The organism is Yoonia sp., assembly GCF_014859355.1.
Classification (GTDB): domain Bacteria; phylum Pseudomonadota; class Alphaproteobacteria; order Rhodobacterales; family Rhodobacteraceae; genus Yoonia.
Window position 1 is genome coordinate 20823 of sequence record NZ_JACUUJ010000018.1, and the last position, 24294, is coordinate 45116.

19 protein-coding genes are annotated in these 24294 nt (G+C 58.6%); 3 read left to right on the forward strand and 16 right to left on the reverse strand.

The annotated features are described in order from the left end of the window. Positions 1 to 19: 19 nt before the first annotated feature. Both IBX59_RS08270 and IBX59_RS08275 read right to left on the reverse strand, forming a co-directional pair. Entirely contained in the window at positions 20 to 1486 is a 1467-nt protein-coding gene (locus IBX59_RS08270) for an MFS transporter (protein ID WP_296374354.1), read from the reverse strand. A gap of 2 nt (positions 1487 to 1488) precedes the next feature. Next, positions 1489 to 3150 carry an NAD+ synthase gene (locus IBX59_RS08275; RefSeq protein ID WP_296374356.1) on the reverse strand — a complete coding sequence of 554 codons (1662 nt, stop codon included), beginning with the start codon at positions 3148 to 3150 and terminating at the stop codon, positions 1489 to 1491. Positions 3151 to 3302: 152 nt separating this feature from the next. Between IBX59_RS08275 and IBX59_RS08280 the strand changes: the two genes are divergently transcribed. Then, on the forward strand, positions 3303 to 4715 hold the full coding sequence (locus tag IBX59_RS08280; RefSeq protein ID WP_296374358.1) for a 2-isopropylmalate synthase: 1413 nt from the start codon (positions 3303 to 3305) through the stop codon (positions 4713 to 4715). A 3-nt stretch (positions 4716 to 4718) separates the two neighbouring features. Here the strand turns inward: IBX59_RS08280 and IBX59_RS08285 are convergent, their stop codons facing one another. The 6 genes from IBX59_RS08285 to IBX59_RS08310 form a co-directional block, all read right to left on the reverse strand. Then, positions 4719 to 6245 (reverse strand): cryptochrome/photolyase family protein, encoded by a 1527-nt coding sequence (locus tag IBX59_RS08285; RefSeq protein WP_296374371.1) that lies wholly within the window; start codon positions 6243 to 6245, stop codon positions 4719 to 4721. Further along, complete coding sequence (locus IBX59_RS08290; protein WP_296374373.1) at positions 6239 to 6901, reverse strand: SDR family NAD(P)-dependent oxidoreductase; 663 nt, start codon at positions 6899 to 6901, stop codon at positions 6239 to 6241. The genes IBX59_RS08285 and IBX59_RS08290 overlap by 7 nt, the downstream gene beginning before the upstream one ends. 119 nt (positions 6902 to 7020) lie before the next feature. Continuing rightward, positions 7021 to 7230 (reverse strand): cold-shock protein, encoded by a 210-nt coding sequence (locus IBX59_RS08295; RefSeq protein WP_296374422.1) that lies wholly within the window; start codon positions 7228 to 7230, stop codon positions 7021 to 7023. 238 nt (positions 7231 to 7468) lie between these two features. Continuing rightward, positions 7469 to 7675 carry a cold-shock protein gene (locus IBX59_RS08300; protein WP_296374375.1) on the reverse strand — a complete coding sequence of 69 codons (207 nt, stop codon included), beginning with the start codon at positions 7673 to 7675 and terminating at the stop codon, positions 7469 to 7471. 300 nt (positions 7676 to 7975) lie between these two features. Further along, positions 7976 to 9631, reverse strand: a complete 1656-nt coding sequence (ettA, locus tag IBX59_RS08305; RefSeq protein WP_296374376.1) for an energy-dependent translational throttle protein EttA — start codon at positions 9629 to 9631, stop codon at positions 7976 to 7978. 13 nt (positions 9632 to 9644) lie between these two features. Continuing rightward, positions 9645 to 11516: a putative bifunctional diguanylate cyclase/phosphodiesterase gene (locus IBX59_RS08310; protein WP_367119368.1), complete on the reverse strand. Its 1872-nt coding sequence runs from the start codon at positions 11514 to 11516 to the stop codon at positions 9645 to 9647. A 395-nt stretch (positions 11517 to 11911) separates the two neighbouring features. Between IBX59_RS08310 and IBX59_RS08315 the strand changes: the two genes are divergently transcribed. Continuing rightward, the gene (locus tag IBX59_RS08315) at positions 11912 to 12352 is read left to right on the forward strand and encodes a universal stress protein (protein WP_296374380.1); all 441 of its coding nucleotides are present in this window, start codon (positions 11912 to 11914) and stop codon (positions 12350 to 12352) included. Positions 12353 to 12363: 11 nt separating this feature from the next. After that, entirely contained in the window at positions 12364 to 13914 is a 1551-nt protein-coding gene (locus IBX59_RS08320; RefSeq protein ID WP_296374382.1) for a sodium:alanine symporter family protein, read from the forward strand. 56 nt (positions 13915 to 13970) lie between these two features. Here IBX59_RS08320 and IBX59_RS08325 read toward each other — a convergent pair whose 3' ends face one another. From IBX59_RS08325 to IBX59_RS08360, 8 genes are all read right to left on the reverse strand, one after another. After that, positions 13971 to 14822, reverse strand: a complete 852-nt coding sequence (locus IBX59_RS08325) for an MBL fold metallo-hydrolase (protein WP_296374384.1) — start codon at positions 14820 to 14822, stop codon at positions 13971 to 13973. 172 nt (positions 14823 to 14994) lie between these two features. Further along, on the reverse strand, positions 14995 to 16074 hold the full coding sequence (locus IBX59_RS08330; RefSeq protein WP_296374385.1) for a BMP family ABC transporter substrate-binding protein: 1080 nt from the start codon (positions 16072 to 16074) through the stop codon (positions 14995 to 14997). 30 nt (positions 16075 to 16104) lie between these two features. After that, complete coding sequence (locus IBX59_RS08335) at positions 16105 to 17019, reverse strand: ABC transporter permease (protein ID WP_296374424.1); 915 nt, start codon at positions 17017 to 17019, stop codon at positions 16105 to 16107. Continuing rightward, positions 17019 to 18098 carry an ABC transporter permease gene (locus IBX59_RS08340; protein ID WP_296374388.1) on the reverse strand — a complete coding sequence of 360 codons (1080 nt, stop codon included), beginning with the start codon at positions 18096 to 18098 and terminating at the stop codon, positions 17019 to 17021. The genes IBX59_RS08335 and IBX59_RS08340 overlap by 1 nt, the downstream gene beginning before the upstream one ends. Before the next feature lie 51 nt (positions 18099 to 18149). After that, positions 18150 to 19727 carry an ABC transporter ATP-binding protein gene (locus IBX59_RS08345; protein WP_296374392.1) on the reverse strand — a complete coding sequence of 526 codons (1578 nt, stop codon included), beginning with the start codon at positions 19725 to 19727 and terminating at the stop codon, positions 18150 to 18152. Further along, positions 19724 to 20464 (reverse strand): xanthine dehydrogenase accessory protein XdhC, encoded by a 741-nt coding sequence (xdhC, locus tag IBX59_RS08350; protein ID WP_296374394.1) that lies wholly within the window; start codon positions 20462 to 20464, stop codon positions 19724 to 19726. The genes IBX59_RS08345 and xdhC overlap by 4 nt, the downstream gene beginning before the upstream one ends. After that, positions 20461 to 22809, reverse strand: coding sequence for a xanthine dehydrogenase molybdopterin binding subunit (xdhB, locus tag IBX59_RS08355; protein WP_296374396.1), 2349 nt, complete (start codon positions 22807 to 22809; stop codon positions 20461 to 20463). The genes xdhC and xdhB overlap by 4 nt, the downstream gene beginning before the upstream one ends. Continuing rightward, positions 22806 to 24161 (reverse strand): xanthine dehydrogenase small subunit, encoded by a 1356-nt coding sequence (locus IBX59_RS08360; RefSeq protein ID WP_296374398.1) that lies wholly within the window; start codon positions 24159 to 24161, stop codon positions 22806 to 22808. Before IBX59_RS08360 ends, xdhB begins: the two co-directional genes overlap by 4 nt. Positions 24162 to 24294: the final 133 nt, after the last annotated feature.

The window sequence follows — 24294 nt, forward strand, 5'->3', positions numbered from 1 at the left end:
CCTGTTGGTTTTGCCTGTCTCATACTGCTGCGGGTTTGTCCACCTTGGCGGTCGGGTCAGGTGGGGCCGGCAGGCGCCAGACAAGCAGGGCAATCAGGAAGAATGACACCGTTGAAAAGGTCACCGCCAGCGACATCGCATCGGAATAAACAGCAACCGGGTCAGCGGCACGGGGCAGGCGAGTTTTCAGCGTGGAAAAGAATAGCTCGCCCATTACGGCAAGGCCCAGTGCTGCCCCCACCTGCTGAAACGCCTGCAGCGCACCCGACGCGGACCCGGTATCGCGCCCCGCGACATTGGCCAGAACGGTCTGGAACAGCGGCGATATCGCGCTGCCCAACCCAACCCCTGCCACGACCAGCGGCAGGGCAAGCACCGTGCGAGACAGGTCTTCGCCCGCGCCGGGCAGGGCAAAGCGCAGCCCGATCATACCAAGCGCAAGGCAGACAGCGCCGGTGGCGATCCTTTCGCGGGGCCAGCGCACGCCCAGTTTGCCCGATAGGATCGACGCAACCAGCACGCCTGCGGAAAACGGCACCGTGGTCAGGCCGGATTGCAGGGGCGTCAGCCCGTTGCCGACCTGCAAAAGAACAGCCAGGATCAGGAAAAAACCTGGAATGCCCGCAAAAATCAGCATGATCAGCCCGGTGCCGATCATGTATTCCCGGTTGTCGAACAGGCTGGCGGGGACTAGTTGCGGGGCATCGCGGCGGGCCTGCGCCTTTTGCCAGATCACGAAACCAGCGGTTACGGGGATCGCCCCCAGCATCAGCAGCCAGCACCACAAGGGCCAGCCCAACTGCCGCCCTTCGATCAGTGGAAACAACACCATCAGCAGGGCCAGACCCGCGATGCCTACACCAATAAAATCCAGCCGCAAAGCGGCATCGCCCGGCAATGAAGGGACAAAGCGGAGGGTTGCAAGCACTGCAATCGCGCCAACCGGGATATTCACCAGAAAGATTGGCCGCCAGTCCAGCCCCCAGAAATCGCCTGCAATCAGCAACCCGCCCAAAACCGGCCCCGCCACCGCCGCAAGGCCCGAGGCCAGCCCAAAAAGTGCAAATGCCAGACCGCGTTCCTTGGGCGCAAAAAGCGCGGGCACAATCGCCAATGTCTGCGGAATCATCATCGCCCCGCCGACCCCCTGCACGACGCGCGCGGCGACAAGGCTGTTGATACCCGGCGCTAACCCGCACAGTGTTGAACCCATCGTGAAAACGCCAACGCCCAGCAGAAACATCCGCCTGCGCCCCACCACATCGCCCAACCGGCCCATGGGTAGCAACAAGAGCGCAAATGTCAGGATATAGATGGCCACGACCCATTCGATCTGGCTATCTGTCGCGCCGAAAGCATCCTGCATGCTGGGTAGGGCGACGTTGACGATGGTCACGTCGATCAGGTTGATGAAATTCGCCATCAGGAGCGCAGCCATGGCAAACCAGCGCCCCGGCAGGTGCGCCGCCTGATGATCCTGCGTCATGATCAGCTATCGTCCCGCCAGCGGTTCACGATGGGATAGCGCCGGTCCAGCCAGAACGCCCGGTTCGACAGGCGCGGGCCGGGGGCCGATTGGAACCGTTTGTATTCGCTGATGTAAATCAGATGTTCGACTTTCTTAACCGTGGCACGGTCGTGACCGGCAGCAACACAATCCGCGACCGATGCTTCGCGATCGACCAGCATTTCCAGAATGCCGTCAAGGATATCATAGGGCGGCAGGCTGTCGTCATCGCGCTGGTCGGGGCGCAGTTCGGCTGACGGGGGTTTGTCGATGATCGCGGTCGGTATCACTTCGGCCGCCGGGCCATGCATCCAGCTGTGGTGATTGGCATTGCGCCAGCGCGCGGTGGTGAAAACGCGAGTTTTATACATGTCCTTGATTGGGTTATAACCGCCCGCCATATCGCCATAGATCGTGGCATATCCCACGGCCACTTCGGATTTATTGCCGGTCGTCAGAAGCATTTCGCCCAATTTGTTGGATTGCGCCATCAACAACAGGCCACGGATGCGCGACTGGATGTTTTCCTCGGTCAGGTCGGGGGGCAGATCACCGAACACGGGCGCCAGTGCGGCGGTCACAGCGGCGCGGGGGCCTGCGATGCTGATGGTGTCATAAGCGCAGCCCAGCGCCTTGACCGCTGCGGCCGCATCATCCAGCGACGCCTGACTGGTATATTCCGACGGCAGCATCACGCAGCGCACGTTGTCAGCGCCCAGCGCATCAACGGCGATGGCCGCAACCATCGCGCTATCGATGCCCCCTGACATACCCAATAAAACCTTTTTGAACCCTGTCTTGCGCATATAATCGCGCAGACCTTCCACCATGACGCGGTAATCCTGCGCGATGTCGTCGGGCAGGGTGGCTTTTGTGCCGGCCTGCGCCACCCAGCCCTGATCGGTCTGGTGAAAATCCACATGGGCGATACCGGTTTCAAACACCGGCATCTGCACCGCCAGTTTTGCGCCCCGGTTCAACACGAACGACCCGCCATCAAACACCTGATCATCCTGCCCGCCGACCATGTTCAGATAGACCAGTGGCACATCGTTTTCGATCACGCGGGCGACCATATTGTTCATGCGGATCGGGAATTTACCCCGAAAATAGGGCGATCCATTCGGCACGATCAGAATGTCCGCGCCGCTTTCGACCATGGCCTCTGCCACATCGGGATACCACGCATCCTCGCAAATCGGGCTGCCGATACGGGGTCCGTCACCCACCGTGTAAGGGCCTGAAATATCGGCACTTTTGAACAGGCGCTTTTCGTCAAAAACATTGAAGTTTGGCAGGACATGCTTGCGCATGGTGGCGTGGATCTTGCCAGATTTCAGGATGAAATAGGCGTTGTATAACTGCTCTTTCTCGGACAGGGGGCCACCGATGGCCAGCGCGGGGCCTTCAGCGCAATCCAGCGCCAGCAGGCGCAGTGTGCGCATGGCATCTGCAACAAAGGCGGGTCTGCGGATCAGGTCTTGGGCCTGATACCCGGTCAGAAACATTTCCGGCAGCGCGACCATATCGGCGCTGGCTGTCTTTGCCTGCGCCCATGCGTCGCGGGCCTGGGCTGCGTTGCCCGTTATGTCGCCCACCGTCGGGTTGAACTGCGCCATGGTCAGGCGAAATGTCTTTGTCATAGTTTTGTCCCAATAGCTTGCGAATGATGTAGCAGATTACGACGGAGTGGAAAGCCAGAAGGCCCGATGAACAGATGGGACAATCCTTTAACGTTGTCACATTCTGGCCCCTGTTCTAGGCTGAAAACTTGACGGATGGATCGGAGAGACGAATGACGAAGTTTGGATGGAACACGGGCACAGCTGCGGTTTTGTCGGCGGCAGCGCTGGCCAGCGCTGCGTATGCGCAGGACGTTCAGACCAAAAGTTACGATGATGGAGGCGTTTACCGGGGAACTTTTGTTGACGGAAAACAAGACGGCACCGGCACTTACACGCTGCCCAACGGTTATCAGTATACCGGCGAATGGTCACAGGGTGAAATCCGTGGTCAGGGCGTGGCGCGCTTCCCGAACGGTTCAATCTACGAAGGCACCTTTGCTGCAGGTAAGCCTGAAGGGCGCGGGCGAATCACATTCGCCGATGGTGGCACCTTTGAAGGTGACTGGGTTGACGGCAATATTACCGGACAAGGCCGTGCGGAATACGCCAATGGTGTGGTCTATGAAGGTGAATTCCGTAATGCGATGCACCACGGCGTCGGCAAGATGACCAGCCCGGATGGGTATATCTACGAAGGTCCGTGGGTCAATGGCGTCAAAGAAGGCGAAGGCCGCGTCACCTATACCGATGGTGCCGTCTACGAAGGCATGTTGCGCGCCGGTGAACGCGATGGTTTTGGCACGATGACCATGGCTGATGGTCTCGTCTATCGCGGTGATTGGGTGGATGGCCAGATCGAAGGCAATGGCACATTGATCCAGACCAATGGCGATATTTACGAAGGTCCGCTATCCGGCGGCCAGCGCCAGGGCAACGGCAAAGTAACATATGCCAACGGTGACACCTATGAAGGGTCATTTCTGAACGACCGGCGGCATGGTGCAGGCACGTTTCGTGGCACGGATGGTTATGTTTACATTGGCGCATGGGTGAACGGCCAGATCGAAGGGCAGGGCGAAGTCACCTATCCTGACGGGGCTGTCTATCAGGGGTCATTCACCGCTGATCTGGCTGATGGTCAGGGTAAAATCACCTATCCTGACGGATCAAGCTACGAAGGGGCTTGGGATAAAGGTGTGATCAACGGCTTCGGGATTGCCCTTTATCCGAATGGTCTGTCCTATGAAGGTGAATTTCTGAACGCCAAAAATCATGGTCAAGGCAAGATGACCTATGCCGACGGCTATGTCTACGAGGGTGAGTGGGCTGACGGCCAGCGCAACGGTCGTGGCACCGCCACCTATGCCGATGGCACCGTCTACGAAGGGCAATTCCTGAACGGACAACGGCATGGCCGCGGCGAAATCACCTTGCCTGACGGCTTTACCTATGTCGGAGAATGGGCGGATGGTGAAATTAGCGGTGCAGGGGTGGCGACCTATGCCAACGGCGATGTTTATGAAGGCACCTTTGTGCGGGGCCGCCGTGAAGGTGAAGGCACAATGCGTTACGCCACTGGCCAGCAAAGTGTCGGCATCTGGTCTGATGGCGCATTGGTATCAGAAACAGGCGGCGCGAACTGATCGCTAGACCGCGTCGCCTGCATCCAGCCGGTGCAACACATCCTCTGCCGCTTGCAGGATCGTGTTGCGCCGGATTTCGTCTATCCGGTCCCAGACCCCATACATATTTCCCATGCGTGGATTGCGTGCAAATCTGTCGCGGTGGCGATCAAGAAAATGCCAGTATAAAACATTGAAAGGACAGGCCTTTGGGCCGCTCTTGTCTTGCACGCGATAGGTGCAGTTGCCGCAGTAATCTGACATTTTGTGAATGTAGTTACCCGATGAAATATAGGGTTTTGATGCGATGATCCCGTCATCGGCGAATTGGCTCATGCCAATGACATTCGGGGCCTCGACCCATTCATAGGCGTCGGCATAGACGGCCAGATACCATTGATGCACCTGGGCCGGATCAACCCCGGCCAGCAACGCAAAATTCCCCGTGACCATCAGACGCTGGATATGGTGGGCATAGGCTTCGGCCTTGGTTTGGGCGACAGATTTTGCAATGCAATTCATGCGCGTCGCCGCCCCCCAGAACATCGCGGGCAGGTCCCGGGTATGTCCCAGCGCGTTGCGCGTGACATAATCGGGGCCTTCGCGAAAATAGATGCCGCGCACATATTCGCGCCAGCCGATGATCTGGCGAATGAACCCTTCGACGGCGTTCAGCGGTGCCGCGCCTTCGCGGTAGGCCTGTTCTGCGCGGCGGCACACATCGAGCGGATCCAGCAGGCCCGCATTGATGTAAAGCCCGACAACCGCATGATATAAAAAGCGGTGATCATCCAGCATTGCATCCTGAAAGTCTCCGAAATTTGGCAACCCACCCTTGATCCAGTGGTCCAGATGTCGCCGCGCTTGTGCTGCATCTGTCGCAAACCAGAATGGGCGCAGCGTGCCGAAATGATGGCCAAAGCGGGCTTGGACAAGATCAAGCACCTGATTAACAGTGTCATCCGTTGCAAACTGCATTGGGCCGTCATAATCAACATCACCCGGGGCCGGTTTGCGGTTGTCGTGGTCATAGTTCCACTTGCCACCCTCAGGGTTTTTGCCATCCATCAAAAGGCCCGTCTTGCGGCGCATTTCGCGGTAGAAATATTCCATCCGCAGCGTCTTGCGCCCCTTGGCCCAAGCATCAAATTCCTGATGGTTGGCGATGAAACGGTCATCGGGCAAGCAGTGGGATTTCAGTGGCATTTCGGCCAGTGCGCTGATCAGCCGCCATTCGCCCGGTTCGGTATAGATAATACCGGCTGCGTCATGTTCCGACGCGCGGCGGATCAGTTCGCCGGTGATGGAACCGGCATTGTCAGGGTCATCCAACGTGGCATAGGCCACCTGCCAGCCGTCATCGCGCAGGCTGCGGGCAAATTTGCGCATCGAAGCAAAAGTAAAAGCGATTTTCTTGGGGTGGTGAGGGACATAGGATGCCTCGTCGGCGACCTCTGCCATGACGACGATGTCGCGGCCTTTGTCGGCCTTGCGCAAGGCAGACAGGTTGTGCGACAGCTGGTCGCCCAGGACCAAAACCAACCTTACCATGGGATTTCCTTGCCTGCGTAATCATAAAAACCGCCAGAATTTTCGGGTTTCAGCCTATCCAGCACAGTCAGCAGGTTTGTGGCGGCTGTGCTTGCCGGAACAGTTTTATGACGGCCCGCATAATTGGCAGTAAACGGCGTTTCCACCGTGCCGGGATGCAGGACCACGCAAATTGATCCTTTGTGCGAACGGCCCAGCTCTATCGCTGCGCCATGCACGATCTGGTTCAGCGCCGCTTTGGATGCACGATAGCTATACCAACCGCCGATCTTGTTATCTCCGATGGAACCGACGCGCGCCGATAAAACGGCCACCACGCTGCGCCCGTCTTTGGGCAAAAGGCGCGGCACATGGGACAAGATCAGCGCGGGCCCAATGCTGTTGACGGCAAATACCTGCGCAAGATCGCCTGCGCTGATGGCGCTTAGCGATTTTTCCGGACTGCTGCCTGTCGGTGCCAGAATACCTACAGCCACAAAAATCAGATCGAATGGCCCGGTCAATTGCCCCAGGTGGCGGTTGACCGACGCGGGGTCTGTCAAATCCAAGCCGTCAACACTGCGCGACAGCGCAGTGACGTTTCCGCCCAAGCGCGTGATCTGGCGGGCGATTTCTGCGCCGATGCCGCCGCTGGCCCCAATTATCAATGCACGCATCCCAATCTCCTTCGAGATGGAAAGGTGGGGCGAATATCGCTTTTGACAAGCGCGACAGGGAAGTGACCCGCATGCAAAAGGGCGCCCGACAAAAGCGCCCTTTTCGCGTTTTTAACTGTTTAGCCGGCCAAGGTAATGTTTACAGCGCTTTCACGCCCATCACGCCCCGCTTCGATATCAAAATTGACTTTTTGGTCATCTTTCAGCCCGGTCAAACCAGACCGTTCAACTGCTGAAATATGCACAAATACATCTTTCGACCCGCCATCGGGAGCGATAAATCCATAACCTTTGGTTGTATTGAACCATTTGACAGTGCCTGAAGCCATGTCTTTGCCTTCCTTCATCTTTTCCCGCTCGCGAAATTGCAGCGGGCTGGCTCGGTCAAACTCGGATCGCGTGACTGGGCCGTGAAGGATACAGTGTTCGATAGGTTAACGTCGCAGATTCATCATGCCAGAATCAGCGTAAAAATCAAGAAATTTGGATAATTGACATTCGGCCAGCAACCGACTGCCGAAGGTAAGGCGCGCATATCGTTGCGCGCCTAAATTTCATGCACTCAGCTTATGCCAGTGCGAGGTTGATCGCAGATTCACGACCGTCACGGCCAGATTCGACATCAAAAGTGACCTTTTGGTCGTCTTTCAGGCCGGTCAGGCCAGAGCGCTCAACAGCGGAGATGTGGACGAATACGTCCTTTGAGCCGCCATCGGGAGCGATAAAGCCGAAGCCTTTAGTTGCGTTGAACCATTTCACGGTGCCAGTAGCCATCGTGTTTTTCCTTTAGTATCAGTGCTGCCCACGTGATTGCGACAGCCCGGCGTAGTCAGTGCAAAATCGAATGACTGTAGCCGAAAGGGAAAACAGTGGTCGAGATGAATAACGTATGCAGCCTTCACATGGGGCTTTGCGCAGTGAAATGCAAGTGAAATCCGTGTAACAATTTCGCGTCGGGCTTGTGGATGTGTAGATCCTGATGTTCTCCAAAGGCAAAACATCCGGAAAATTTATCAGCCTGAAATGATCGGCAACACCTGACGCGTGGCCCTTCATTTCGCGTGCAATGAATCCTTAGCGCACGAATTTCTTGTGCTTCATCCGCTTGGGTTCCAGCGCATCGGCGCCCAGCCGTGCCTTTTTATCCTCTTCGTAGTCCGTGAACCCGCCCTGGAACCATTCGACATGGGCGTTGCCTTCAAACGCAAGGATGTGCGTGCAGATCCGGTCAAGGAAGAAACGGTCGTGGCTGATGACCACTGCGCAGCCGGCGAAATCGACCAGGGCATCCTCAAGTGCGCGGAGCGTTTCAACGTCCAGATCGTTGGTCGGTTCGTCCAGCAGCAACACGTTGCCGCCGGATTTCAGCAGTTTTGCCATATGCACGCGGTTGCGTTCACCGCCCGACAGCAGACCGACCTTTTTCTGCTGGTCGCCGCCCTTGAAGTTGAAAGCCGAACAATAGGCGCGGCTGTTCATTGATGCATCGCCCAGTTCGATGATTTCCGCACCACCGGTGATTTCTTCCCAGACCGTGCTGTCAGGGCTTAAGGCGTCGCGCGACTGGTCCACATAGGACAGTTGGACAGTTTCGCCGTATTCCACGGTGCCTTCATCCGGTTCGGTCTGGCCCGTTAGCATGGAAAACAGCGTGGATTTCCCCGCGCCGTTCGGCCCGATCACACCAACGATACCGCCGGGGGGCAGATCGAACGACAGGTTTTCGACCAAGAGCTTGTCACCCATATGTTTTTTCAGCCCGTCCACGGCGATCACCTTGGACCCAAGACGGGGGCCGTTGGGGATGATGATCTGGGCGCGGCCCATCTTTTCACGCTCTGACTGGTTGGCCAGATCGTTATAGGCGCTGATCCGCGCCTTTGATTTCGCCTGCCGCGCCTTGGCGCCCTGCCGCATCCATTCCAGTTCGCGTTGCAGGGTGCGTTGTTTGGATTTATCATCTTTGGCTTCGCGTTCCAGCCGCTTTGCCTTGGCTTCCAGCCAGCTGGAATAGTTGCCTTCGTGCGGGATGCCCGACCCGCGGTCGAGTTCCAGAATCCAGCCGGTGATCGCATCAAGGAAATAGCGGTCGTGGGTGACGATCAGAATTGTGCCTTTGTAATCAATCAGGTGCTGTTGCAGCCATGCGATTGTTTCGGCGTCTAAATGGTTGGTCGGTTCGTCCAACAGCAACATGTCTGGCGCATCCAGCAATAGTTTGCACAGCGCCACACGGCGTTTTTCACCGCCTGACAGGGTGGTGACGTCGGCGTCATCGGGGGGGCAGCGCAGGGCCTCCATTGAAATGTCGATCTGCGCGTCGAGGTCCCAAAGGTTCTGGCTGTCGATTTCATCCTGAAGCTGCGCCATTTCATCGGCGGTTTCTTCCGAATAGTTCATCGCGACTTCGTTATAGCGGTCAAGAATCGCCTTTTTGTCAGCGACACCCAGCATGACATTTTCGCGCACGCTCAGGTTGGGGTCCAGTTCGGGCTCTTGCGGCAGGTAGCCCACGCGCGCGCCTTCGGCCGCCCATGCCTCGCCTGCGAAATCCTTGTCCTGGCCCGCCATGATCCGCATCAGTGTGGATTTACCGGTGCCGTTCACGCCGACGACGCCGATTTTTACACCGGGTAGAAAGTTCAGGCGGATGTTTTCGAACACCTTTTTTCCGCCGGGGTAAGTTTTTGAGACGCCGTCCATGAAATAGACGAATTGATTGCTAGCCATTTGGCATGCTCCGCTATGGTATGAGTTGCTCCTTAGATAGCGATGCCATGCCGCCGGGGCAATCGGTGTTGGCCGAAAGCCATGGAATGACCTCTTCTTCGGGCATTGGTGGGGCAATCCAGAACCCTTGCATGACGTCCCCGCCGCAATCTGTGATCAAGCTCGCCTGATCAGGGTCTTCCACGGACTTGATCACGACACTCAGGTCCAGTTTGCGGCACAGGTCGATCAGGGTTGTGAAAATTGTCATGGCCTTGTGGTCGTCACGGATGGAACCGGTCATTGAACAATCAAGTTTGATGCCGCTGACCGCCAGTTTTGCCAGATGCCCCAGACCCACGTTGCCACAGTCGAAATGATCCAAAATTGTGATATACCCCGCTTTGTTCAATGCGATGATGGCCTTTTTGATAGCTGAGTCATTGTCATGGATTTGCTGGGTTATTGTCGCAGGCAGTTCGATGATGATGTCCCGGCATCGCAGCGCATGTGATAAGATGTCGCGATCTAGTCGTGAGGCAAAGTCAGGATGGCTGATTGCCTCGGGTGAGACGTTGAAAGTGATATAAATCTGACCAAAGTCGGCAGCGTTCAACTGCGCCTTGAGGTTCGTTGCGGCGCGCATTGCCAGAAAATCAATATCGGCCATCAGTCCGAGAGACCGTGCCACGGGAAAAAAGGCTGTGGGGGCAAGCAAATCGCCGGTTGGCCGGTTTAGCCGCACAAGCGTTTCAAACCCGCGAATTTGCCCGGATGCGATTCCCACGATGGGTTGATACAAAAAAGCCAGACTTTCGTTTTGTACGGCTTTATGCAATTTGTGCGCTATGCACCGTTCATTCGTATGACGAACGTAAAGCTCTTTATTATAGGTGGCAATTCTGCCCCTGCCGTTTTTTTTCACATCGTAAAGCGCAAAATCGGATCGGACCAGCAGGTCGTCGGCCGACATGATATTTTCATTTGACAGCGCAGCCCCGATGCTGATGCCGCACCGCAAGGCGCGATTGTCCCAAATGATGGGTTCCTCGACGGCTTCAATGACGCATTTGCCAATCTCTTCCAGTTCTTCAAGGCTGTGCAAACCGGTGCAAACAGCGACAAATTCATCCCCGCCGATCCGCGCGATCAGGTCGGTTTCGCGCATACATTCGCGCATGCGTCCGGCAATCGTGACCAGAATGGTATCGCCGGCCGAATGACCATGCGTGTCATTTATCTGTTTGAAATTATCGAGATCGATATGCAAAATGCCAAAGGTGGTTTGCTGCTGTTTTTTTGTCATTTCCTGGTTGATGAACCGCAGAAATTCACCCCGGTTTGCCAACCCGGTCAGCGTATCATGCGCCGCGATATGGGTCAGTTTGTCACTTGCGGCCTTGATCCGCCGTTCCCTGTTGATGGTGTTGGTGACGTCGCGACAAACCAGTATGGCGCGTTCTTCGTCGCCATCTTCAACCTGAAAAGATGTGGTAGTTTCCAGCCAGATCGTTTTGCCATCTCCACGGATGTTTTCGCGCAAGATGATTTTTGTGCTGGTGGGGTCGTCATTATCATGGCGAAATGCTTTGATTTCCGCATCTTCCGGCGTCTTGTCCGGGGGCAGGGCAAATGACAAGGGGTTCCGGCCCAATACTTCTTGTGGGGTGCGTTTCATTATTCTGTAATAGGCATCGTTGGCCCAAAGCGTGATGCCATCCATCGTCTGCACCAGAATTCCGGCATCGGCATTTTGTGACGACATCCTGTGATAGGACGTAACCTGCCGTTCCTGCGCAAGCTGGGCCTGAACACGTCTGAGGTGCGTATGCTGCCGCCATCCAAAGCCAACGGCGATAAGCGCGGGTAGGGAAAATATGCTGAAAATAATGGGTGGACTGAACATGGCAATAAACGTGACTATTTCCTTTGACGCATCTTTTTCACGCAATCCTCTAGGTCAGGTTAATATTCCTGCCGAACCATGTTTGCCGAGTCAAACAGGCATGGTGGTCGCTGCGTCAATGATTGAATTTTCCGGTAAATCGGGATGAATGTTGTCTGTGTTAAAAGTTTTGTGACGGGAAATCTGCCTTAAACTGACTGATATTCAGGCCAAACGATAATTTTTGATTAAATATTCGCGAAAAAGAACTGTAATCAAGGCAGGTAACAAGTTTTTTTCGCAAAGTTAGCACAATCCCCTAAGATACAAAACAGGCAGGCAGCAGAACCTGCACGATGAACCGGGCGCAAGCCTTGTCTGACGATACGCAACAAAAGCAACACAGGGACATTGCCATGAGTAAGACAACATTTGTTGTTGGTCTGGATGGGTCCGAGGCGGGGGCGCGGGCGCTTGCCTTTGCCAAGGACCGCGCCAAAGCCGTCGGGGACTGCACGATCGTGATTTGTTATGTGATTGAATGGTCGCCATTCAGCTTTCAAACCCCCGAAGAAAACGAAAAACGCCACCAACGCCGCGAACAAGAAATCGCCATGGCGCGTGAACGCGTGCTTGATCCGGCGCTGGAACGGGCCGCGACGGAAGGCTTTGATGTGGTGGGGATCGTCCGGCACGGAGATGCTGCGGATATTCTGGAATCTCTGGCGCGCGAACGTGGCGCCAAGCAGATCATCATCGGGCGTGTGGGCACACGCGGCCTGAAGTCACGCATTTTCGGTGGCGTCGCAGGGCGGCTGGTGGCGACAGCCTCGGTTCCTGTCACGATCATTCCATGAGGGGTAAAGTTATGTCGAAATTCTTTGTCTTTGTGACAGGGCTGATTGCGGCCCTTCTACCCGGCATGGCCGCTGCACAAGAAGCGTCAGGCCTTGATGCGCGGATCAATGCGATTTTCGCAGATTATACCGGCTGGTATGTGTCGTTCATCTTTGCACCTTTGCCGGGCACCAGTTTTTCGTGGATCGCGCTTTGGTTGGTGGTTGGTGCGCTGGTCTTTACCGTCTATTTCGGGGCGATCCAGTTCAAGGGCTTTGTCCATTCGATCCGGCTGGTCAAGGGCGATTATTCCGACCCCAATGACGCGGGCGAGGTCAGCCATTTTCAGGCGCTGGCGACGGCGCTGTCGGGCACTGTGGGTCTGGGCAATATCGCGGGTGTCGCGGTGGCGGTCAGCATCGGCGGGCCAGGTGCGACATTCTGGATGGTGGTTGCGGGCCTGTTTGGCATGGCGACCAAATTCACCGAATGCACCTTGGGCGTGAAATACCGCAACGAATACCCTGACGGCAGCGTGTCCGGCGGGCCGATGTATTACATTACCAAAGGGTTCAAGGAACGCGGGCTGCCGCTGGGCGGGTTCATGGCGGTGATGTTTTCCATCTTTACCATTCTGGGCGCGCTGGGTGGCGGCAACATGTTTCAGGCCAATCAGGCGCACGCGCAGATTTCCGGTGTTGTCGGGGATTATCCAGGTTGGATCACCGGTGTGGTGCTGGCGCTGGTGACGTTCGCGGTGATCGCGGGCGGCTTGAAATCCATTGCGCGGGTGACCGAAAAGGTCGTGCCGTTCATGGGAATTTTCTATGTGCTGGTGTCGATCCTGATCCTGATCATCAACTATGACCAGATCGCATGGGCGTTCGGGCAGATCTTTGTGGGGGCCTTTACCGGGCTTGGCGTTGTCGGCGGCTTTACCGGCGCGCTGATCCAGGGGTTCCGGCGTGCAGCGTTTTCCAACGAAGCAGGGATTGGGTCGGCGGCCATCGCCCACTCGGCCGTGCGGACAAAGGAGCCCGTGACCGAAGGTTATGTGGCCCTGTTGGAACCGTTCATCGACACGGTGGTGATCTGCACAATGACCGCACTGGTGATCGTGATCAGCGGTGTGCTGAACTTTGACCCTGAAACCGGGCTGTATATCTGGAACGCGGAATTGGGCCGGATCGCGACCGAAGGTGATGTGGGCGGTGTTGCCCTGACATCGGCGGCCTATGCACAGGCGTTTTCATGGTTCCCTGTCCTGCTGATGGTGGCCGTGGTGCTGTTTGCCTTTTCGACCATGATCAGTTGGTCCTATTACGGGCTGAAGGCCTGGACCTATCTGTTCGGTGAAGGCGCGATGAAGGAGCTGGTCTTCAAGATCATTTTCTGCCTGTTCATCGTGATCGGTGCGGCGGCCAGCCTTGGGCCTGTCATCGACTTTTCGGATGCCATGCTATTTTCAATGGCCATCGTGAACATCATCGCGCTGTATTTCCTGATGCCGATCGTCAGGCGCGAATTGAACAGCTATGTCAGCCGCCTGAAGTCGGGCGAGATTGTCAAATTCAAGCAGTGAAGGTGTTGACATGACAAAGGGGCGCGCAGGGCAACCTGCGCGCCCTTTTTGTGTCGTCAGAACGCGATCACAATGCCGTCCTTGCCCAGATGCAGCGGGCCGGACCAGTGTTTGCGCACTTCGGCTGTCCAGTGGTCATCCGTGAAATCGGGGTCACCGTCAGGCACGAAATGGTTCAGCGCCAGTTGCTTGACCCCGGCCTCGGTGGCGATGCGGCCCACGTCGGCGGCATCGGTATGGCTGTTCAGGATATGCGCGCGCAGGCGTTCGTCGCCATTGGTCATGCGGGCGCACAGCGCCTCGACCCCGTCGCGCAACATCGCTTCGTGCACCAACAGGTCGGCACCCTGCGCGAATTCGGTCATTTGCGGCATAAAGGCGGTGTCGCCGGAAAACACGACCGTGCCGTCGCCTGTTTCAAAGCGCAGGGCAAAGGTTTCCTTGATCGGCGGATGGGTGTTGCGCAGGGTGGTGACGGTGATGTCGCCATATTGCGCCTGGCCGGGGGTCAGCACGCTGATTTTTGCAAGGCTACCGAAATGGCAGCGCCCTTCATCCTGAATGCGCAGGGCGATGTCAAACCCCATGGATTGTTGAAAGCCCACCCAATAGGCCGACAGCCCGACAGGCCCGATCACGGGGATAGGCCGGTTCAGACCCGCCGTCCATGCGGTATGCAACAGCGGCCCCAGTTCCAGATAATGATCGGAATGCAGGTGGGTGATAAAGATCATGTCGATATCGGTCAGCGCGACACCCTGATCGCAGATGCCGCGGGTCACGCCGAGCCCCGCATCAACGACAATTGTCTTGCCGTCCAACCGCAGCAGGTTTGCCGTTGGCATATGCGAATGCGGACGGATCGCCGGGCCACCTTTGACGCCCATCAAAGCCACCGAGTTTGACATGAGGCCTGTTCCTTTTCATCAGTTTGCGGGGATATGCGATGCTGTATATCAAAATGCAATATAGGCAAAGCCGCGCCCGGCCGTCAGGGCGGTTGTCAGCCGCTTTTGCCACCCTCTTAACAAAAAAAGACCCCGCCAAAGCGGGGTCAGATCTAAATATTATATCGCTGAATTACTGTGGAATTTCGCCGGTCAGTCCTTCGACATAGAAATTCATGCCAGCCAGTGTGCCGTCATCGGCAGTTTCACCTGCCGCCAACCATGCGGACCCGTCCTGCTTGTTCAGCGGGCCGGTGAACGGGTGGTATTCGCCCGATGCGATCCGGTCGCGCAGCGCCTCGGCAGAGGCTTTGATTTCAGCGGGAACCGCGTCGGTGATCTCACCAATGCCAACCATGCCTGGCCCGATACCGTCCCATGTGTCCTTGCTTTCCCAGGTGCCGTCAATCACGGCTTGGGTCCGCGCGATGTAATAGGGCGCCCAGTCGTCAATGATGGACGACACCCGCGGGAAGGGCGCAAATTCGGCCATATCGGACGCTTGACCGAACGTCACAACGTCGCCTGCGGCCTGTGCTGCGGCTTGTGGCGCGGTGCTGTCGGTATGTTGCAAGATCACGTCTGCCCCTTGTTCGATCAGCACTTTGGCGGATTCGGCCTCTTTTGCAGGGTCAAACCATGTATAGGCCCAGATGATCTTGAATTCCACATCCGGGTTCACTTCCCTGGCGTGAACAAAGGCGCTGTTGATACCACGGATCACCTCTGGAATCGGGTAGGACGCGATGTAGCCGATGATGTTGCTTTGCGTCATCTGCCCAGCGATATGGCCCTGAATGGCACGGCCTTCGTAGAAACGTGCAGAATAGGTCGATACGTTGTCGGCGCGTTTGTAGCCTGTGGCGTGTTCGAATTTCACATCGGGAAATTTCGCCGCGACGTTGATCGTCGGGTCCATAAAACCAAACGACGTTGTAAAGATCAGATCAGCGCCTTGCAGCGCCATTTGGGTCATCACGCGTTCGGCGTCGGGGCCCTCTGGCACGCTTTCGACAAAGACCGTTTCAACGGCGTCGCCGAAATGTGCCTCGACCGCAAGGCGGCCCTTGTTGTGTTCATAGGTCCAGCCGCCGTCACCGACGGGCCCGACATACACAAAACCGAGCTTTGTCGGTCCGTGCGCGTCAGCAAAGGCTGCTGTGCCAAGGGCAAGCGCGATGCCAGCCCCAGCCAAAAGTGTTTTTATCGTCATGTTCATCCCCTTGGTGGACTTGGTTTCGCCTCAGCGTGAGGCATGGAAAGATTGGGCCAGCGACCCCGGTGCCCGCCCCGTCCGCATAATAACCAGAACGGCGATGGTGGCCAGATAGGGCGACATGGAAAGATATTCGACAGGCACCGCAACCCCGGCCGCTTGCAGATTAAGCTGCAATACCGTGACGCCGCCAAACAAATAGGCCCCCAGCAAAAGCCGCCATGGCCGCCAGCTTGCAAACACGACAATCGCCAGCGCGATCCAACCTGCGCCTGCGGTCATGCCTTCGGTCCATTGCGGCACCCGCACAAGCGACAGATAGGCGCCACCCAGCCCCGCGCAGCCGCCCCCGAACATGATCGCCAGCAGACGCACCCGCACCACGTGATATCCCAGCGCATGGGCGGCCTCGTGGTTTTCGCCAACCGCCCGCAGGATCAGCCCGGCACGGCTGTATGTCAGAAACGCCCAAACGGCGGCGACTATCCCCAGCCCGACATAGACCATCGGATCATGCTGAAAAACAATCGGCCCGATCACCGGAATATCCGCCAAAAGCGGGATATGAAGGTCAGTAAACCCAGGTGCCCTGACCCCGATATACCCCTGTCCCATCAATGCCGACAGCCCCAGTCCAAACAGTGTCAGTGCCAGCCCGGTGGCCACCTGATTGGACAACAGCACCTGCGTCAGCACCCCGAAAATCAGCGATAATAACGCCCCGCCCACAGCAGCCCCCAGAAACCCCAGCCACGGCGACCCGGTATTGACCGCCACGACAAAGCCGCAGACGGCCCCTGTGATCATCATCCCCTCTACCCCGAGGTTCAGCACGCCCGCGCGTTCGACAACCAGTTCGCCGATCGCGGCCAGCATAATGGGCGTGGCCGCAACCATAAGTGATGCCAGCAACAGGATCGGGTTGATCGCGGACAGGTCCATCATGCCACCTCGCTTTTGCGCAGCCGGACACGGTAATTGGTCAGCAGGTCCACCGCCAACAGAAAAAACAACAGCATCCCCTGCAACAGTTGGATCGCCGCCCCCGGCAAGCCCAGATTGGATTGCGCAATCTCGCCCCCGATATAGGTCAGCGCCATCAGGCCGCCCGCCAGCAAGATACCGACAGGGTGCAACCGGCCCAGAAAGGCCACGATAATGGCCGTGAACCCATAGCCTGCGTTGAAATCAATACTGATCTGGCCAGCGGGGCCCGCAACCTCGAACAAACCCGCAAGGCCCGCCAGCCCGCCCGAAATGCCCATGCAAACCAACACCAGCAAGCCGGGGTTCACCCCGGCAAAGCGTGCCGCACGCGGGCTTTGCCCTGACAGGCGCACCTGAAACCCGAAAATATGCCGCGACAGGGCGATATAGGCAAAGATCACGGCAATAAAGGCCGCAACAATGCCCCAATGCATCCCCGCACTTTCGTTGATCCAGCTTGTCGCGCTGGGATATTGCGCAAGGTTCCGGCTGCCGGGAAACCCCATGCCCTGCGGATTGCGTAGCCGACCCAGCGCCATGGCAGCCAGCAATTGCTCGGCTACATAGACCAGCATCAATGACACCAGAATTTCATTGGTGCCGAATTTCACGCGCAACACACCGGGGATCATCCCCCATGCAATGCCCCCCAGTGCCGCGGCCAGCACCATCAGCGGAAATATCAGCGCAGACTCTACCGGATAAAACGCCAGCCCAACGGCTGCCCCGCAAATCGCTCCGACAATATATTGTCCCTCGGCCCCGATGTTCCAGATCCCGGCGCGAAACCCGAATGACAAGCCAATGGCGATCAGCACCAATGGCGCCCCCTTGATCAGCAGTTGCGGGCGGTAATACCATGCGAATTCCGAAAACAAGGGATCAAGGAAAATCGTGCGGATCGTGACAACAGGATTCTTGCCAAGCGCGGCAAATAACAGTCCGCCGCAGACCATTGTCAACACCACTGCCAGCAGCGGGGTCGCAATTGTCCACAGCCGCGACGGTTGCGGCCGTTTGTCAAGGGTGATCATCTGTCCGTCTCCCCCTTCATCTTGGCCAAAAAACTCCCGCCGGAGGCATCCCTACCCATCCACATGCGACACCCCTGACTTCTGCGCGTCCCGCGCACCTTTTGCTTCGCGCCCGTTCCGCGCGACTTCCATATCATGCGCACCACCCAGCATCAGGCCGATCTCTTCGACGCTCAGCCCTTTTGCCGGGCGCGGCACCGACAGGCGGCCCTCGTTCAATGCGGCGAACCTGTCGGAAATTTCCATCAATTCGTCCAGATCCTGCGAAATGCAGATCACCGCCGCCCCTTTGGCGGCCAGATCCAGCAGCGCCTGCCGGATTGCGGCGGCAGCCGATGCATCAACACCCCATGTGGGCTGATTGACCACCAGCACATCGGGGTTCTGCATGATCTCGCGGCCAATAACGAATTTCTGCAAATTGCCCCCCGACAGCGACCGCGCGGCAGTGCCTGGCCCAGGGGTACGCACGTCAAACGTGCTGATCACACCTTGGGCAAAAGCCCGCGCGCGGGCCCAGTGGACAAATCCATAGCTGGTCAGCGCCTGTCGCGTCATTGCCGTCATCACTGCGTTTTCAGTCAGCGACATGTCAGGGGCGGCGGCATGGCCCATCCGTTCCTCGGGCGCGGCCAGCAGGCCGATCCGGCGGCGGGCGTTGGGCGACATCTGGCCAATCTGGCGTCCTTGATAGGTGATCATCCCGGCCTTTGTGCGTAGCTCGCCCGACAGCGCCGCGACCAGTTCGTCCTGCCCGTTACCCGCAACCCCGCCGATGCCCAGTACCTCGCCTTTGCGGACATCAAGGCAGATATCCATCAGTGCCGTGCCGAAACGATGGGGCGCGCGCGCGCTCAGGTTTTGCAGTGTCAAAACCACGTCGCCTGCGCGCCGGTCGGCCTTTTGCGGCGCCTGCAACACCGCGCCCACCATCAGTTCGGCCATATCGCGGGCTGATGTCACGCGCGGGTCGCAGGTGCCAACAACCGCACCCAGCCGCAGCACCGTCGCTGTGTCACAAAGGGCGCGGATTTCCTCCAGCTTGTGCGAAATATACAAGATCGCGGTGCCTTCCGCGCGCAGTTTGCGCAGGGTTTCGAACAAGATCGCCACCTCTTGCGGGGTCAGCACCGATGTGGGTTCGTCCATGATCAACAGCTTGGGGTCTTGCAGCAGGCAGCGGATGATCTCAACCCGCTGGCGTTCCCCGGCAGACAATTCGCCCACGATCCGGGTCGGGTCCAGCGGCAGCCCGTATTGGTCGGACACCCTGCGCACCTGTGCCGCAATCGCGCGCTGGGGGGGCGGGTTTTCCATGCCAAGGGCGATATTTTCGGCCACGTTCATCGCGTCGAACAGCGAAAAATGCTGAAACACCATCGCCACGCCGGCAGTCCGCGCCGCATGGGGATCTGCCGGGGCAAAGGGTTGCCCCGCCAGCATCATCGTGCCGTGGTCGGGTTTGACCAACCCGTAGATCGTTTTCACTAGCGTCGATTTGCCAGCGCCGTTTTCCCCCAGCAGGGCATGGACCTCGCCGCGCGCAATATCAAATGACACGTCGCGGTTGGCGACGACACCCGGGTAGGCTTTGGTCAGGCCGGACAGGCGCAACAGTGGTTCAGTCATGCCGTGCGGTCCTTGGCGCGGTGTGTGTTGTCGGCCATCATGGCAGTTGCGACGCCAAGTGCAATTGCTGCGGGATGTTTTCCAAGGGCAGGGTCGCCAATCGGGCAGGCAATGCGCGCAATTTGGGCAGGGCTGTGCCCTAAGGCGACCAGCCGCGTTTTGAACCGCGCCCATTTGGTTGCCGATCCGATCAACCCGACACTGAAAAAATCGCGGCACAAAATGGCATGGCATAAGGCAAGGTCGATCTCGTGGCTATAGGTCAGGATCAGATGCGCGGCATCGTCGGGCGCATGTTTCACGGCCAGCGCAGGGGCAGTGGCCACAAGTGTCGTTACATCCGTTTCGGGAAACCTGTCAGCATGGGTATCGACCCAAGTGATCGTGAAATCGGGCAGGGGGGCCATGACGGTGACAATGGCGCGCCCCACATGCCCGGCCCCGTAAATCCAGAGAGGACGCCCCGCAGGTGCCTGCGCCGGCACATTGCGTGCCCAATCCAGCGTGACAGATCCGCCGCAGCACTGCCCCAGCGCAGGACCAAGCGGAATTGTTCGCGTCAGATGTGCGCGGCCATTCGCCAGCATTGCACGTGCCTCGGCCATGGCCTGCCATTCCAGCGCACCGCCGCCGATTGTGCCTGTCGTCCTGTCCGCCCAGACGCACATCTGCGTGCCTGGCCCGCGCGGCGCAGAGCCTGCGGTTTTCAGCACGCTGATGCGAATAAAATCTTTCATCCCCGCGCCCTTTGCACGGCGGCCAGCACCTGTTCAGCCGTGGCGGGGGCCTGCAAATCAGGGTCATGCGGCCCGCAGGCGCGCACCGCATCCGACAGCGCCAGAAAGGCGGAAATGCCCAACATGAACGGCGGCTCGCCTACCGCCTTGGACCGATAGATCGTCTGCGCCGGATTGGGCGCATCCCACAGCGTCACGTTGAAAATATCAGGACGATCAGAACAGGCGGGAATTTTATATGTGGATGGCGCATGCGTGCGCAAACGGCCCGTGTCATCCCACACCAGTTCTTCGGTCGTCAGCCAGCCCGCGCCTTGCACATAGCCGCCCTCGATCTGGCCGATGTCCAGCGCGGGGTTCAGCGATGCCCCCGCATCATGCAGGATATCGGTCCGCAGAATGCGGTTTTCGCCGGTCAATGTGTCGATCACCACCTCGGTCACCGCAGCACCCTGGGCAAAATAGAAAAACGGGGTGCCGGCGCCCTTGATCCGATCCCACGACAGGCCAGGGGTCTTGTAAAACCCTGTCGCCGACAGGCTGACTCGGTGCAGATAGGCGGTCTGCGCGGCTTGCGCAAAGCTTATGCTTTCCCCACCTACATGCACCTGCCCGTCCGCGAAACGAACGCTCTCGGCACTTGTATGGTGCAATTCGGCCAGACAGGCCGCGATCCGGTCGCGGATCGTGTCGCAGGCATTAGCCACGGCCATCCCGTTCAGATCCGACCCCGACGATGCCGCCGTGGCGGATGTATTTGGCACCTTGCCCGTATCCGTGGCGGTAATCTTGACCGCAGCCACATCAATCCCGAACCGTGATGCCGCAACCTGTGCGACCTTCTGGAACAACCCCTGGCCCATTTCGGTGCCGCCATGATTCATATGGACCGACCCGTCCTGATACACATGCACCAAGGCGCCCGCCTGATTGAGATGGCTCAGCGTAAAGGAAATACCGAATTTCACCGGACTAAAGGCGATCCCCTTTTTCAAGATCGCGTTCGCGGCGTTCCAATCCGAAATTGCCGTGCGCCGGTGATGATAGTCCGATGTGACCAACAGCGCTTCTGTCATCTCGTGCAGAATGAAATCCGTGACCGGCATCTGATAGGGCGTCGTCTGCACCGCCCCTGCCTTCTTTTGTTCAGAAATACCTTCGGGGGGGCGCGCAGCGCGGGGGGCAGACAGCCCCCCTGTGTGCATCGCGTCATAGTAATTCCGCTGACGCAGCGCGACCGGGTCCAGCCCTAGATGGGCAGCAACTTCGTCCATTATTCGTTCGATCCCCAGCACCCCTTGCGGGCCGCCAAAGCCGCGAAAGGCGGTGGCGGATTGGGTGTTGGTTTTCAACCGATGCGAGGTGATGCGCGCGGCAGGCAGGTGATAGGCGTTATCGGCATGCAGCATCGCCCGGTCAGCCACGGGCAGCGACAGGTCAAGCGCCCAGCCGCAACGGGTCATCTGCACGAAATCCACGCCACGCAGCCGCCCGTCATCGTCAAAACCCACGTCATAACTGATGCGGAAATCGTGCCTTTTGCCGGTGATCATCATGTCGTCGTCGCGGTCATAGCGCATCTTGCAAGGCCGCCCCGTCGCCCGCGCGGCGACGGCGCAGGCCACCGCCAGCGCGTTGCCCTGGCTTTCCTTGCCGCCGAATCCGCCACCCATGCGCCGCACCTCGCAGCGCACAGCGTGCATCGGCAAGCCCAGTGCATCGGCCACCTTGTGCTGGATTTCGGTGGGGTGCTGGGTGGAAGAATGCACCACCATGTCGCCACCTTCCTGCGGCAGGGCAAGGGCGGCTTGCCCTTCAAGGTAAAAATGTTCCTGCCCGCCCATGCTGATCGCGCCTTGCAGGCGGTGCGGTGCGGATGCCAGCGCCTGATCGACATCGCCCTTGGTCCAGATGCGAGGGCCATCCTCGAAACGGCTGTCGGCAGCAAGTGCCGCGTCGATGGTCAGGATCGCGGGGTCTTCACGATAGGTTAGCTTGCCCAGCCGTGCGGCCCTGCGCGCGTTCAGGTGGCTGTCGGCCACAACCACAAACACCGGCTGGCCCAGATAATGCAGGTCCACCGTCGCCAGCAGCGGTTCATCGTGGATCGATGGCGACACATCATTGGCAAACGGCAGGTCATCCGCCGTCAGAACAGCCACCACACCGGGCGCGGCGCGCACGGCGGACAGCTCCATCGCCGTGATCGCGCCACAGGCGATACCGGACAGGCCAAAGGCCAGATGCAGCGTGCCTGTCGGCGTCGGGATGTCATCGACATAGCGCGCGGTGCCGGTGACATGCAGGCGGGCAGCGTCATGGGGCAGGGATTTGGCGATGCTCATGTTTGCACCTCCAGCACGCTTGTCACCTGTCCGCTGCGGTCTGCGAAATAGCGGTGTAGCAGGTTTTCTGCCGTTTGCAGCCGGTAACCCGCCGATGCGCGCATATCGGTCATCGGGGTGTAATCCTGCGCAAATGCCTGCACGGCGTTTGCCACGGTATCCTGCGCCCATGTCTTGCCGATCAACGCAGCCTCGACCGCTGATGCACGCAGGGGGGTGCCTGCCATGCCGCCAAAGGCAATGCGCGCGGCGGTCACTGTGCCATCCGTCACGGTGACGTTGAAACACCCGCAGACGGCGGAAATATCCTGATCGAAGCGCTTGGAAATCTTGTAGCAGCGCAGATCGGGTGCCCTGCGCGGGATCGTTACGCCGGTGACCAGTTCGCCCGGCACGCGGTCTTGTTTGCCGTAGGCAACAAAGAAATTCTCCAGCGGCATGTCGCGGGTCGCATCGCCATGGCGCAGGTGCAGCACGGCCCCCAGCGCGATCAGCGCGGGCGGGTTATCGCCGATGGGCGATCCGTTGGCGATATTCCCGCCGACGGTGGCGGCATTGCGCACCTGTTCAGAGCCATAGCGCCGGATCAGTTCTGCGTAGGATGGGTGATACTCACCCATCTTGTGCAAGACCTCCGTCATCGTGACGCCTGCGCCGATCTGGATGCTGTCATCCGTCATCGTGATCGCGCGCAGATCGGCGCAGCGGTTCAGAAAGGCCACCTGCGGCAGATCACGCAGTTGTTTCGTGACCCAAAGACCCACATCCGTGGCCCCCGCGATCAGGGTCGCATCGGGGTGTGCGGCATACCAGCTGGCCAGTTCATCCAGCGTCTCGGGTGCATAGGGCCGGGCGTCAACATCCGGCGGAGTATCGGCCAGCCAGTCGGGTGACGGGACGGTTGCGGCGGCCTGTGCGGCGCGGATGATCGGCGCATAGCCGGTGCAGCGGCACAGGTTGCCCGCCAGCACATCATCGTGGTCGGTGCGGCCCTGCATATGGGCGGCGGTCATGGATGCGATGAAACCCGGCGTGCAAAACCCGCATTGCGACCCATGGTGATCGACCATGGCCGCCTGCACCGGGTGTAGCGTGCCATCGGGGGCGCTGATGCCTTCGACGGTGCGCACCGCCTTGCCGTGCAGTTGTGGAAGAAACAGGATGCAGGCGTTCAGTGCCTTTGGCCCGCCGTCATCCTGCACAATCACGGTGCAAGCGCCGCAGTCGCCTTCATTGCAGCCCTCTTTGGTGCCGCAAAGGGCGCGGTCTTCGCGCAGCCAGTCCAGCAGGGTGCGGGTAGCGCCCGCATCGACCTGCACGGTTTCCCCATTTAGAAGAAACGTGACATTCATGATGTAAAACCTGCCGCCTTACCGATGTTCAGGGTCTTGGCTGGTGTCGATGCGGCGTAGACACCAACCTGCCTTTGCCCGTCCATGAAAGCCGCACCCGCCCGGTTTGGCAAGAGATTTCGGCGCCCCCTGT

Excerpts from the sequence above, each read along its gene's own strand:
- IBX59_RS08280 (WP_296374358.1), top strand. The coding sequence starts at position 3,303 with ATGACGAAGTTTGGATGGAACACGGGCACAGCTGCGGTTTTGTCGGCG.
- IBX59_RS08270 (WP_296374354.1), bottom strand. The coding sequence starts at position 1,486 with ATGACGCAGGATCATCAGGCGGCGCACCTGCCGGGGCGCTGGTTTGCC.
- IBX59_RS08330 (WP_296374385.1), bottom strand. The coding sequence starts at position 16,074 with ATGACGATAAAAACACTTTTGGCTGGGGCTGGCATCGCGCTTGCCCTT.
- IBX59_RS08295 (WP_296374422.1), bottom strand. The coding sequence starts at position 7,230 with ATGGCTTCAGGCACTGTCAAATGGTTCAATACAACCAAAGGTTATGGA.
- IBX59_RS08275 (WP_296374356.1), bottom strand. The coding sequence starts at position 3,150 with ATGACAAAGACATTTCGCCTGACCATGGCGCAGTTCAACCCGACGGTG.
- IBX59_RS08335 (WP_296374424.1), bottom strand. The coding sequence starts at position 17,019 with ATGGACCTGTCCGCGATCAACCCGATCCTGTTGCTGGCATCACTTATG.
- IBX59_RS08325 (WP_296374384.1), bottom strand. The coding sequence starts at position 14,822 with ATGTCAAACTCGGTGGCTTTGATGGGCGTCAAAGGTGGCCCGGCGATC.
- IBX59_RS08315 (WP_296374380.1), top strand. The coding sequence starts at position 11,912 with ATGAGTAAGACAACATTTGTTGTTGGTCTGGATGGGTCCGAGGCGGGG.
- IBX59_RS08340 (WP_296374388.1), bottom strand. The coding sequence starts at position 18,098 with ATGATCACCCTTGACAAACGGCCGCAACCGTCGCGGCTGTGGACAATT.
- IBX59_RS08345 (WP_296374392.1), bottom strand. The coding sequence starts at position 19,727 with ATGACTGAACCACTGTTGCGCCTGTCCGGCCTGACCAAAGCCTACCCG.
- xdhB (WP_296374396.1), bottom strand. The coding sequence starts at position 22,809 with ATGAGCATCGCCAAATCCCTGCCCCATGACGCTGCCCGCCTGCATGTC.
- IBX59_RS08285 (WP_296374371.1), bottom strand. The coding sequence starts at position 6,245 with ATGGTAAGGTTGGTTTTGGTCCTGGGCGACCAGCTGTCGCACAACCTG.
- IBX59_RS08300 (WP_296374375.1), bottom strand. The coding sequence starts at position 7,675 with ATGGCTACTGGCACCGTGAAATGGTTCAACGCAACTAAAGGCTTCGGC.
- IBX59_RS08360 (WP_296374398.1), bottom strand. The coding sequence starts at position 24,161 with ATGAATGTCACGTTTCTTCTAAATGGGGAAACCGTGCAGGTCGATGCG.
- xdhC (WP_296374394.1), bottom strand. The coding sequence starts at position 20,464 with ATGAAAGATTTTATTCGCATCAGCGTGCTGAAAACCGCAGGCTCTGCG.
- IBX59_RS08320 (WP_296374382.1), top strand. The coding sequence starts at position 12,364 with ATGTCGAAATTCTTTGTCTTTGTGACAGGGCTGATTGCGGCCCTTCTA.
- ettA (WP_296374376.1), bottom strand. The coding sequence starts at position 9,631 with ATGGCTAGCAATCAATTCGTCTATTTCATGGACGGCGTCTCAAAAACT.
- IBX59_RS08290 (WP_296374373.1), bottom strand. The coding sequence starts at position 6,901 with ATGCGTGCATTGATAATTGGGGCCAGCGGCGGCATCGGCGCAGAAATC.
- IBX59_RS08310 (WP_367119368.1), bottom strand. The coding sequence starts at position 11,516 with ATGTTCAGTCCACCCATTATTTTCAGCATATTTTCCCTACCCGCGCTT.